The organism is Microbacterium sp. CJ77, from assembly GCF_002911615.1.
GTDB lineage: Bacteria > Actinomycetota > Actinomycetes > Actinomycetales > Microbacteriaceae > Microbacterium.
This window is the reverse complement of the sequence record NZ_PQBR01000006.1, coordinates 712,794-724,479: the sequence shown is the minus strand read 5'-3', so window position 1 is coordinate 724,479 and position 11,686 is coordinate 712,794. Positions and strand designations below refer to the sequence as shown.

Below are 11,686 nucleotides of genomic sequence, written 5' to 3'. Positions count from 1 at the left end.
CGGGATGACGCGCTGGTTACCGACGGCGACACCCTCCGCTCGACCCGCCGAAGCGGGGAGCGCGGGGTCGCCTAGAGTCGGCGTCCGTCCCGACGTCGGCGCGCACCGGCGAGGCTCACGGGGAGCGTCTCGAGCTGGGTGGCGGCCGAAGGCATGGGCCGACGATAGCGGCCGGGACTCAGCATCCGCAAATCCGCGGGGCCGCGCGGGCGAGCGTCAGCGCGCGAGGTCGGCGAGCAGCGCGAGTTCGTCCGCACGGGTCATGCCCGCAAGCCGTTCGCGGTCCAGACCCCGCGCCCGTTCGGCCCAGAGCGCCCGCTCGAGGGTGTTCCGGATGCTCCGGAGCCGGCCACCCGCCGCGAGGTAGGCTCCATTCGAGCGCGTCATGAATCCGGGCATGCCCGGTGGCAACCACAGCGGAAGCGAACGCGGGCCCGCCCAGGGCGCGACGCCCTGCGCGGTGAGCCACTCGCCGTCGGCCTCGACGAGTGCCCCGGTGTGCCCGGCGACCTCGCGGGCGAGCGCGAGCATCCCACCGAGGGGCACCGACTCCCCCACCGCGTTGGCGGTGCCGTGCCATCCGTCCATGCCGCGCGCGACGACGAAGTCGGTCAGGTCGTCGACGTCGATCACCTGGGCGCGGGCCGCCTCCAGCGGAGGCGCGAGGACCGCGCCGTCGCCCGCGAGAGCGAAACGCCCCACCCAGTACCCGAAGCGGTCCGTGGGGTCGCCCGGCCCGACGATCAGCCCGGGGCGCACGATCGCGGCACGGTCGCCGAGCACGGAGCGGACGGATGCCTCGGCCGCGGCCTTCGCGCGCGAGTAGTCGTACTCGTCCTCGGGCGTACCGGGCGCCGCGGGTTCGCTGAGCGGCGCGCTCTCGTCCGCACCGACCTCGACGTTGCTCGCGTATGCGGACACGGACGAGACGTATGTCCAATGCCGGGCCCGCGTCACGAGGCCGTCCACCGCCGCGGCGACGTGGTCGGGGATGGACGAGATCTCGACGACCTCGTCCCAGTCGCGGCCCGTCACCGCGGTATAGGCACCGGGATCCGCGCGGTCCGCGACCACCAGTTCTGCACCCGGCGGCGCAGGCCGCGCACCGCGGGCGAGGCAGGTGACGGATGCCCCGGCATCCACCCACCGTCGCGCGATCGCGCCGCTGAGCCATCCGGTGCCACCGAGAATCAGAACGTCGGTCATCCGTTCATCCCATCAGACGTGCGCCGCCGACGCGACGGGTCCGAATGCGACGTTGTCGCCGACGGCAAGCCGTGGCGGCGGACAGTATTCCGGATGAATCGGGCTCCGTCCCACGCCCGGGCGCGCCATTCCGCGGGTGCCTCACGTACCGCGCCTCCTTCATCCGGAGTACTGTCCGGCGACTCGCCGTGAAAGCCTCCCGACAGCCCGCGCCCTAGGCCTTCGACGGAACGACGGATGCGCGGGCCCGCGCGACCGCCGCGACAGCACCGAGGGCCGCGACACCCGCCCAGATCACGAGGCCGATCGCCGCCTGCAGCACGGCATGCAGCGAACCGCCGAGCAGGGCTTGCGTGCCCTGCAGCCCGAGGCTGAGCGGCAGCAGCGCGAGCGGCCCCGCGGCGATCGAATCCGCCGGCACCGGTCCGGCGATGCCCGCCGCGACGACCTGCACACCGAGCGCGACGACCGAGACGACCAGCCCCGCCCGACCGAGCAGACCGCAGAGCGCCTGGTGCACGAGAGCGAAGCACACCGACATCACGATCGAGAGCGCGAACGCGACGGCCATGCGATCGGGCGCGACACCCAGGAGCGCCACACCGACCCAGACCAGCAGGGCCTGGACGATCCCGACCACGGCACCGACGATCGCCGCCTGCCCCGCGATGCGACGGGCCGAGGCGGGCGTGCCGAGCGCCGCGCGCGAGAACGGAGCCACCACGAGCGAGGTCGCGAGCGCACCTAACCAGAGCGCGACGGGCACGAGTGCCGCCACGGCCGCCGCGCGGGCGCTGGAGGGACCCCCGACCGAGGCCGTGTCTACGCCGATGGGATCGGCGACGACCCCCGCGATCGTCTTCTGCTGATCTGCGGAGTACGCGGGGATGTCCGCGGCGGCGGTGTCGAGTCCCGATGCGAGCGCTCCCGATCCGGTCGCCAGTTCTCCGAGTCCCGCCCGCAGTTCGCCGGCTCCCTCGGCCAGGGCGCGCGCCCCCGCAGCGGCCTCCGCCTCGGCCTGGGCGAGCTGCCCGAGTCCGACAGCGACGGGTGCCGCGACTTCGGCGAGCGCTCCCGCACCGATCGCGACGGCCGCCGCATCGACGGAGTCTCCCGCCAGGGCGCCGGCGTGCGTCTGCAGCCGCGCGGCGGCGGCCGCGGCCTGCGCCCGCAGGGCCGTGATGTCGGCGAGGAGGTCCCCCGCCGGCCGCGCGGGGTCGAGCGCGATGAGCGCCGCGATCGCATCCAGCTCGGCCACACCGAGATCCTGCGCGAGAGCAAGTTCTTCCGCGACGAGGGCCTCGGCCGCCACGGACGCCGCGAGAGCTGCGGTGTCGGCCGATGCGGCTCCGCTGAGGGTGCCCAGGTCCCGCGCGCCCTGGGGCAGGGCGTCGAGGATCCGCGCGATCTCGCCGATCCCGGCGGCCAGGTCGGAGCTGCCCGCCTCGATCCCGCCGGCGCCCTCGCCCGCGCCCTCGATACCCGAGGTCAGTTCTTTCGCACCGGATGCCGCCTGCCCGAGCGATCCCGACAGCTCCGCGAAAGCGCCCAGAGTGCCGGCGACGTACCCCGAGGTCAACTCGGCCGCGACACCGCGGGGCAACCCGGCAGCGACCGCGTCCGCAACCCTTCCCTCGACGAAGCCGTGGCGCGTGCTGGTCTGCACCTGCAGCTGAGCCACCGTCGGGTCAGCCGAGCCGAGCGTCGCGACGTTCTGGGAGAAGTCGGCGGGGATCGTCACGATCGCCTGGAAGCTGCCGTCGGTCAGTCCCGCCGACGCCGTACTCGCGTCCGTCAGCGTCCAGGTCAGGCCGTCCGGGCTCGTCAGAAGGTTCTCGGTGAGCAGCTTGCCCGCCGCCACGGGTTCTCCGGCCTGCTCGATCGGTGTGTCGAGATTCACGATCGCGGCCGACAGCGTCTCGTCGCTGCGGTGCGGCAGCATCGTGAGCAGGATGATCAGCGGAGCGGCCACGGCGAGCACGATGATGGCCGCGGCACGCCGACGGGATCCGGCGGGAGCGGGGACGAGGCTCCAGAAGCTGGTCACGAGCGACTCCTCTCGAGTGCGGCGGCATCGACGCGCACCGAGACGACGACGCGATCGGTGACCGGCACGAGCTCGTCGTCGACCGCGAGCACGGCCGTCGCCGGCGCGTCCAGCCGGCCCAGCACCGCGGCCACGACCTGCGGCGATCTCCCGCGCAGGTCGACCACGACGAGCGGCAGGCCGGACGACAGCGCGACCGCCACGGCGAGCGCCCACCGCCCGGCATCGTCCAGCCGCGCGACGAGGGTCTCGGGTCCCGTCTCGGCACCCACGGGTGCGCCGACGACGTCGATGAGGGCGTCGAAGGCCCGCGCGGCATCGTGTGTGCGTGCGGGCAGTTCGCGACGCGAGACACCGTTCAGGCGCAGCATCCCCTTCAGGTACTCGCCGACGGACTCGGCGTCCACGGCGGGGGACGCCATCTCGACGTGGGCACTCCGCGCCGCCAGCGCACGCCGCTCGAACGGCAGCAGACGACCCTGCACGGCCACGGAGCCCTCGACGTCGCCGGACCTCCCCGCCAGCACGGCGCTCACCCGGTCGGCGTGCTCGCCCCGCACCAGCAGCACCGCACGCGCGGGTACGCCGAATGATGCGGGCTCGAGGCCCCCGAAGGAGGCATCCTGCGCGTGCACACCCTCAGCTCGCTGCTCGTCACCGTCCCGCCACGTGCGCTGGGCGAGCATCCGCTGCACCGCGTCGCCCTCGATGTCGGCATCGGGCAACACGCGCGCGAGCCCGCGTGGCAGCCACCACGCGCGGTCGCCGAGCAGCGCCATGAGAGCCGGCACCAGGGTCATCCGCACGACGAACGCGTCGATCAGCACACCCACCGCCAGCGCGAGGGCGATCGGCTGGATGATGGCGTTGCCCCCGGGGACGAAGGAGAAGAAGACGGAGAACATGATGAGGGCCGCGGCCGTCACCACGCGCGCGGAGGCCGAGAACCCCTCGAGCACGGATGCCCGGGCATCCCCCGTCGCCGCGTAGCGCTCACGCATCCGCGAGACGAGGAAGACGTGGTAATCCATCGCCAGGCCGAACAGCACGGCCATCACCAGGATCGGCATGAAGCTGATCACCGGGCCCACCTTCCCGACGCCGAGCAGGTCAGCCGCCCACCCCCACTCGAAGACGGCCGTCGACACGCCGAGCGCGGCACCCACCGTCAGCAGGTAGCCGAACGTCGCCGTCACGGGAACCGCGATCGAGCGGAACATGATCATCAGCAGCAGCAGGCACAGCCCGACGACGACAAGGGCGAACGGCAGGAGCGCCGCGCCCAACCGGTCGGAGATGTCGATGGCGAGCGCCGTCTCACCCGTGACCTGGAACCCGAAACCGTGCGCGGTCTCGAAGGCCGGCGCCAGGTCGCGCAGCCGCTGCACGAGGTCGCCCGTCTCAGCCGAACTCGGCGCGCTGGTGGGGGTGATCGTCAGCACCGCGAGGTCGAGCGCCTCGTTGGGGAACGCCTGCGACGTCGTGGCGACGCCCTCGACCGACCCGAACTCGCCGTCGAGGGCGTCGAGCGCCTGCTCGACATCGAGCGTGCGGGAGATGTCCGACGTGATCAGCAAGGGGCCGTTGAATCCCGGACCGAACCCCTCGTCCAGCAGGTCGTAGGCGACGCGCGGCGGTGAGCCCGCCGGGTCGTACCCGGCATCCGGAAGCGTCAACCGCATCCCCGCGGCCGGCACGGCCAGGGCGAGCAGCACGACCACGACGATCGCCGCGGTGGCGAGCGGCGCCCGCGTCGCGATCCGCGCCCACGCGGGGCCCCGCTTCCGCGCATCCGGCTCGGCTTTCCCCGTCCGCTCCGCGCGCTTCCGCCGCGGCTTCGGGATGAGTCGCCGGCCGCACAGGGTCAGGATCGCCGGGAGGAGCGTGACGGCCACCGCCAACGCGCAGAGCACGGCCGCGGCGGCGCCGAGCCCCATGACCGTCAGAAACGGGATGCCCGCGACCGCGAGCCCCAGCAGGGCGATCATGACGGTCAGGCCCGCGAAGACGACCGCCGTTCCCGCCGTCGCGATCGCCACGGCGACGGATTCGGCGACCGCCATGCCCTGCCGGAGGTTGCCACGATGCCGCGACGTGATGAGCAGCGCGTAGTCGATCCCCACCGCGAGGCCCAGCATCGTCGCAAGCACGGGAGCGGTGGCCTGCACCGGCGCGAAGGCTGCGACGATCGTGATCGAGCTCGTCGCGACGCCGACGCCGATCGCCGCGGTGATGAGCGGCATCCCGGCGGCCAGCAGCGAGCCGAAGGTCACGGCCAGCACGACGTACGCGATCGCCATCCCGACCAGCTCCGTCCAATCGACGCCGGATGCGGCGGTCGGCACGATCCCCGAAACCGCCACCTGCAGACCGGCCTGGGTCAGCGGCGCCGTCGCCTCGTCGACCGCAGTGACCAGACTGGCCGGAATCGCATCGGCGGCGTCCGAGAGCTGCACGGCGATGAACGCCATCCGCCCCTCCGACGACACCTGGTCGGCGACGCCCGTGCCCGCGGGAGAGGAACCGCTCGCTGGCATCGGATACGGGCATCCGACGTTCGTCACCCCCGCGACGACGGCCAGGCTCTCGCAGGCCGCGCCGATGGCATCCGCCTCGTCCGAGATCGCGGATCCGTTCGGGGCGACGACCACGACACGTCCGCTCGCGCCGCTCAGCTGCGGAAAACGCTGCTCCAGGGTGTCGAGCGCGGCCTGGGCCTGAGTGCCGGGGATGTCGAAGGAGGACTGCAGGTGGTTGCCGAGCGCTGCGGCCGCGGTGCCACCACCGACGGCCAGGATGAGCCACGCGGCCAGCACCCACCACCGCCGTCGGGCGCAGAATCGACCTATTCGATAGAGAACGGAGGACATCTCCGACGACTCCTCATCCCGGGCTCAGCCCGACCCCCCACGACCCCATCGGGACTACTCTGGCAGAACAGCACGGTGTCGATGAGACACCCCGCGCGTGGCGGGTCGTCTCGGGTCGGATGCCTCGCTGTGGCAGCGATCGGAACAGCGGGGCGTTGGATGCCCGAGGCAGACGCGTCCGCATGATCCGCGGACACAACTCCGGAAGATCTCGGCTCTGAACAGCGGAGAGCCCGTCTTTCCGCGGATGCCGATGAGGGTGGCCGCGGTTGTTCCGGAGTACTGTCCGGCTGAGCACCGCGGTCCTCCGCGGCGACAGCCGGGCCGACGCGTCAGTCGCGGATGCTGGCGCCGAAGCGCTCGGCGGCCACGGCGACACCCGCGAGCTTGGCGTCGGACGCCTCCGCGGCCGTGAGCGTGCGGTCGGGAGCCCGGAAGCGCAGTGCGAACGTGAGGCTCTTCGACCCCTCGGGCACCCCCGTGCCGCGGTAGTCGTCGACCAGCCGCACCGACTCGAGCAACTCCACCGCACCCTGCGCGAGTGCGGCGCGCACCTCGGCGGCGGGAACGTCCGCGCCCACGACGAGCGAGACATCCTGCGTCGCCGCGGGGAACCCCGACAGCGACGCCGCGACGACACGCGACGACACGAGCGAGAGCAGCAGGTCGAGGTTCAGCTCCGCGACGATCACGCGACCGGGAAGATCGGATGCCTCGGCCACCGCCGGCAGCAGTTCACCGACGTATCCGACCTCGACACGCGTCTGATCGGGGGTGTCCACCGACAGCACACCGGTTCGGCCCGGGTGCAGAGCAGCCCGAGCGCCCTGGGCTACGTCGATCGAGACGCCGGCCGCCGCCGCGATGACGCGCACGGCGTCGAGCGCCGCACCCAGATCGGCGGGCTCGGCTGCACGGCCGGGCTGCTTGGGCGCGAGGTTGCCGGTCAGCAGAACCGCGACGTGCCGGGGCTGGGGCGGGATCGACGCGTTCAGCTCGGCCAGCACGTCGTCGCTCGGACGCTCGGCGAGCGGCGGCACGAACGACGTGCCGTACTCGACCCCGGGCTCGGGCGCGAACACGCTGTCCGTCTCGAAGATCGTCAGGTCCGTGAGGCCGCGCGAGAGGTTGCGATGCGCGACCTGCAGCAGCGCGGGCACGAGCGAACGGCGCAGGAAAGGCGCCTGGCCGTCGAGAGGGTTCGCGAGCTTGATGCTCGGCAGGTGCTCGCCGGATGCCGAGCCGTGCAAGTCGTTCAGGGCCTCGGTCGTGAACGGGAACGACGGGGTCTCGACGAAGCCGGCCGCGGCGAGCGCGTTCGCGACACGACGACGGCCCTGCTGAGCCTCGGTCAGACCGCGGCCCGACGGCGGGGTCGGCAGCACCGACGGGATCTGGTCGTACCCCTCGATACGCGCGACCTCTTCGGCGAGCGTCCACTTGTCGGTCAGGTCCGGGCGCCACGTCGGCGGCGTCACGAGGTCGTCAGACTCGCGTTCCCGCACGTCGCACCCGATCATCTCGAGCGCCGCGCGGATCTGTTCCGGGGCGTACTCCACACCGATGACGGAGGAGACGAACCCACGCGGCAGTTCGATCGCGGGGGCCGAGTAGGCATGCATCAGCGCGCCGCCCGCGCGGGTGTCGGTCCCGCCCGCGAGTTCGACCATCAGTTCGGCAACCCGCGCCGCCGCGACGAACGGGATCGCGGGGTCGACACCGCGCTCGAAGCGGCGGGATGCCTCGGACGGCAGCTTGTGCCGTCGGGCCGTGCGCGCGATCGTGACCGTGTCGAACGTCGCCGCCTCGATCAGGACGTTGCGCGTGGCATCCGTCATCTCGGTCGTACCGCCGCCCATCACGCCGGCGAGTCCGATCGGGCCCGACTCGTCGGTGATTAGCAGGTCTTCCGGGCTGAGGTCGCGCACCTTGCCGTCGAGCGTCTCGAGCTTCTCGCCCACGGTCGCGCGGCGCACCGTGATGCCGCCCTGCAGCCTGTCGAGGTCGTACCCGTGGATCGGCTGACCGAGCTCGAGCATGACGTAGTTCGTGATGTCGATCAGGATGCCGAGCGAGCGGATGCCCGCGAGCGTGAGCCGCGCGATCATCCACGGCGGCGTGGGCCGAGTCGGGTCGACGTCGCGCACGATGCGCGCCACGAATTCGGATGCGCCGACGCGGCCGCGGATCGGGGTGTCGTCGACGACCGCGACGGAGAAGGCGCTCTCGTCGGTCAGGTTGACCTCGCCCCACACCTTCGCGCCCGGGTCTCGGAAGGCCGCGCCGGTCGAGTGCGAATACTCGCGAGCAACGCCACGGATCGACAGCGCGTATCCGCGGTCGGGCGTGACATTGATCTCGACCGCGACGTCGTCGAGCCCGAGCAGCGCGATCGCGTCGGTCCCGACGGGGGCGTCGATGCCCAGTTCGGCCAGGCGCAGGATGCCGGCGTGCTCGTCGCCGAGACCCAGCTCGCGCGCCGAGGCGATCATGCCGTCCGACACATGACCGTAGGTCTTGCGCGCGGCGATCGGGAACGGCCCGGGCAGCACGGCGCCGGGCAGGGTCACGACGACCTTGTCACCGACGAAGAAGTTGCCGGCGCCGCAGACGATGCCGTGCACCGCCGGACCGCCGTCCGCGGCGGTCTCGCCCTCCGGCGCGACCTGCACCTGACACCAGCGGATCGTCTTGCCGTTCGACTGCGGCTCCTCTTCGAACGAGAGCACCTCGCCGACGACGACGGGACCCGTCACCTCGAACCGATGGACGTCCTCCTCTTCGAACCCGACGCGCACGAGAGCTTCGAGCACGTCCTCGGGCGACGCATCCGTCGGCACATCGACGTACTCACGCAACCACGACAGCGGAACGCGCATCAGACCACCATCCCGAACTGCTCGCTGAAGCGGACATCGCCCTCGGCCATGTCGCGCATGTCCTGCACGTCGCTGCGGAACATCAGCGTCCGCTCGATGCCCATCCCGAACGCGAAGCCCGAGTACACCTCGGGGTCGATGCCCGCGGCCCGGAGGACGTTGGGGTTGACCATTCCGCAGCCGCCCCACTCGATCCAGCGCGCACCGCCCTTGAAGGTCGGGTGCCAGAGGTCGAGTTCGGCCGAGGGCTCGGTGAACGGGAAGTAGTTGGCGCGGAAGCGGGTCTTCGCCTCGGGCCCGAACAGAACGCGCGCGGCGTGGTCGAGCGTGCCCTTGAGATGCGCCATCGTGATGCCCTTGTCGATCACGAGCCCCTCGAACTGCGTGAAGACGGGCAGGTGCGTCGAGTCGAACTCGTCGGTGCGGTAGACCCGGCCCGGGCAGAGCACGTAGATCGGGATGTCGCGCTCGAGCATCGAGCGGACCTGCACGGGGCTCGTGTGCGTGCGCATGACGAGGTGACGGTCGACCGGGTCGACGAAGAAGGTGTCCTGCATCTGACGTGCCGGGTGGTCGACGTCGAAGTTGAGGGCGTCGAAGTTGAACCACTCGTGCTCGAGCTCGGGTCCCTCGGCGATCTCCCACCCCATGCCGACGAAGATGTCGCTGACCTGATCCTGCAGCAGGGTGAGCGGATGCCTCGCGCCCACGCGCGTCCGGGACGCCACAGCGGTGATGTCGATCCGCTCCGCCTCGAGCCGGGCGGCCGTCTCGGCCTCGACCAGCTCCGCCTCGCGCGCGGCGAGCGCCTGCGCGACACGTCCGCGGGCCTGGCCCATGAGCTTGCCGAACTCGGCCTTCTGGTCCTTCGGCACATCGCGCATGCGGGAGTTCAGCTGGGCGAGGGGCGAACCCTCCCCCGCGTGTGCGGCGCGCGCGGCCTTGACGGCGGTGGTGTCGCCGGCCGACGCGATGGCCTCGAGCGCTGCCGCGACCGCGGCGTCCACGGCTTCAGGGGTGATCTCAGGAGTGTCGGACACGAGACGCGAGTCTACCGGGGCCGGATGCCCGGGCCCGGCCGTGCCCGTCTTTCAGGCGCCCCGATCGTCCCGCTTCTGAACGTCCTCTTCTCGCTGCGCCACGATCAGCTGGGTGTTCGTGCCACCCTCGCGCTGCAAAGGCGCGACGGCGGCCGCGGCCGCGATCACGCCGGGGGAAGAACGCAGGCGAAGCTCGACCCACTTCGCGATACCCGAGAGCAACAGACACAGCCCGATGTAGATGATGGCCGCGACGATGCCGGCCTGCAGGATCGGCCGTCCATAGGTGCCCTGGCTGCCGATGAGCTTCGCGAAGGCCAGGAGCTCGGGGTAGGTGATGATGAACCCGAGCGCCGTGTCCTTCAGCGTCACGACGAGCTGCGCGATGATCACGGGCAGCATCGAGCGCACCGCCTGCGGCAGCAGCACGAACGCCATGACGCCGCTCTTGCGCAGGCCGATGGCGTACGCTGCCTCGCCCTGTCCGCGAGGCAGCGCCTCGACGCCCGCCCGCAGAACCTCGGACAGGACAGACCCGTTGTAGACCATGAGCGGGATGACGACCGCCCAGTAGACCTCGACGTTGATGCCGACCACGGGAAGCCCGTAGTACATCAACAGCATGAGCACGAGGACCGGTATCGCCCGGAAGACCTCGACGACGGCCATCACGGGAACGCGGATCCAGGCGTGATCCGACAGGCGCCCGATGGCGAGCACGAATCCCAGCAGCACCGCGAGCGCCCCCGCGGCGGCGAAGGCCGCCAGCGTGCGCCCCGTGGCCTCGGCGATCTGCACCCAGACCGCGGAGAACGAGAAGACGTACCACTTCTCGGCCGAGAACTGACCCGTGACCGCGAAACGGTAGACCACGAAACCGATGAGCCCCAGGATGATCAGGACGGTGGCAGCGCCGATCAGCCGGTTGCGCAGAACTGCGCGCGGTCCGGGCACGTCGTAGAGCACGGAGGTCATCGCGCGATCCTCCATCGGTTCTCGAGAGTTCGCTGGAGCCACGAGAGCAGGAACACCAGCGCCACGAAGATCGCCGCGACCCAGAGCAGCACGACGAGGGCGTTCTCGCCCTGCTCGCTCATGACGGCACGGATGCGGCCGAGTTCGGCGACCGAGAAGCCCGCCGCGACGGTCGTGTTCTTCAGGAGGGCAATGAGCACGCTCATCAGCGGTGGCACGACAGATCGGAACGCCTGCGGGAGGACCACGTACCCCATGACCTGCGAGAACGGGAGGCCGATCGCCCGGGCCGCCTCGGCTTGGCCCACGGGCACCGTATTGATGCCCGAGCGCAGCACCTCGGCCACGTAGGTGGCGGTATACAGCCCCAGAGCGAGGATGCCCAGATACAGGAAATCAAGGGTTGGCAGGCCGAGCTGGGGGTAGCCGAACGCGAAGAAGAAGAAGACCAGCGTGAGGGGGGTGTTGCGAACGGTGTTGACGTAGACCGTTCCCACGGCCCGCGCGATCGGTACGGGCGAGACGCGGGCAGCCCCGACGATCGTTCCGAGGATCAGCGCGAGAATCCCGCCCCCGAAGAAGAGGATCAGGGTGTTGCGCATCGCCTCAACCCAGATGGGGAGGTGATCGAAGATGACGCCCATGCGTCCGTCCTTCCTGGTACCTCGA

7 protein-coding genes are annotated in these 11,686 nt (G+C 71.4%); all 7 read right to left on the bottom strand.

The window, feature by feature from the left end; all coding sequences use genetic code 11:
• Positions 1-216 precede the first annotated feature (216 nt).
• Positions 217-1,206: an NAD-dependent epimerase/dehydratase family protein gene (locus tag C2868_RS04160; protein ID WP_100811227.1), complete on the bottom strand. Its 990-nt coding sequence runs from the start codon at positions 1,204-1,206 to the stop codon at positions 217-219.
• A gap of 214 nt (positions 1,207-1,420) precedes the next feature.
• Entirely contained in the window at positions 1,421-3,253 is a 1,833-nt protein-coding gene (locus C2868_RS04155; protein WP_100811228.1) for a YhgE/Pip domain-containing protein, read from the bottom strand.
• Complete coding sequence (locus tag C2868_RS04150; RefSeq protein ID WP_100811229.1) at positions 3,250-6,123, bottom strand: MMPL family transporter; 2,874 nt, start codon at positions 6,121-6,123, stop codon at positions 3,250-3,252. Before C2868_RS04150 ends, C2868_RS04155 begins: the two co-directional genes overlap by 4 nt.
• 332 nt (positions 6,124-6,455) lie before the next feature.
• Positions 6,456-9,002 (bottom strand): phenylalanine--tRNA ligase subunit beta, encoded by a 2,547-nt coding sequence (pheT, locus tag C2868_RS04145; protein WP_100811230.1) that lies wholly within the window; start codon positions 9,000-9,002, stop codon positions 6,456-6,458.
• The gene (gene pheS / locus C2868_RS04140) at positions 9,002-10,042 is read right to left on the bottom strand and encodes a phenylalanine--tRNA ligase subunit alpha (protein WP_100811231.1); all 1,041 of its coding nucleotides are present in this window, start codon (positions 10,040-10,042) and stop codon (positions 9,002-9,004) included. The genes pheT and pheS overlap by 1 nt, the downstream gene beginning before the upstream one ends.
• A 51-nt stretch (positions 10,043-10,093) precedes the next feature.
• Positions 10,094-11,017, bottom strand: a complete 924-nt coding sequence (locus C2868_RS04135; protein ID WP_100811394.1) for an amino acid ABC transporter permease — start codon at positions 11,015-11,017, stop codon at positions 10,094-10,096.
• A complete protein-coding gene (locus C2868_RS04130; protein ID WP_100811232.1) occupies positions 11,014-11,661 on the bottom strand; it encodes an amino acid ABC transporter permease in 648 nt (215 codons plus the stop codon). The genes C2868_RS04135 and C2868_RS04130 overlap by 4 nt, the downstream gene beginning before the upstream one ends.
• Positions 11,662-11,686: the final 25 nt, after the last annotated feature.

Bases quoted from the DNA above. Each gene is read 5' to 3' on its own strand.
- C2868_RS04160 (WP_100811227.1), bottom strand. From the start codon at position 1,206: ATGACCGACGTTCTGATTCTCGGTGGCACCGGATGGCTCAGCGGCGCG.
- C2868_RS04150 (WP_100811229.1), bottom strand. From the start codon at position 6,123: ATGTCCTCCGTTCTCTATCGAATAGGTCGATTCTGCGCCCGACGGCGG.
- pheT (WP_100811230.1), bottom strand. From the start codon at position 9,002: ATGCGCGTTCCGCTGTCGTGGTTGCGTGAGTACGTCGATGTGCCGACG.
- C2868_RS04135 (WP_100811394.1), bottom strand. From the start codon at position 11,017: ATGACCTCCGTGCTCTACGACGTGCCCGGACCGCGCGCAGTTCTGCGC.
- C2868_RS04130 (WP_100811232.1), bottom strand. From the start codon at position 11,661: ATGGGCGTCATCTTCGATCACCTCCCCATCTGGGTTGAGGCGATGCGC.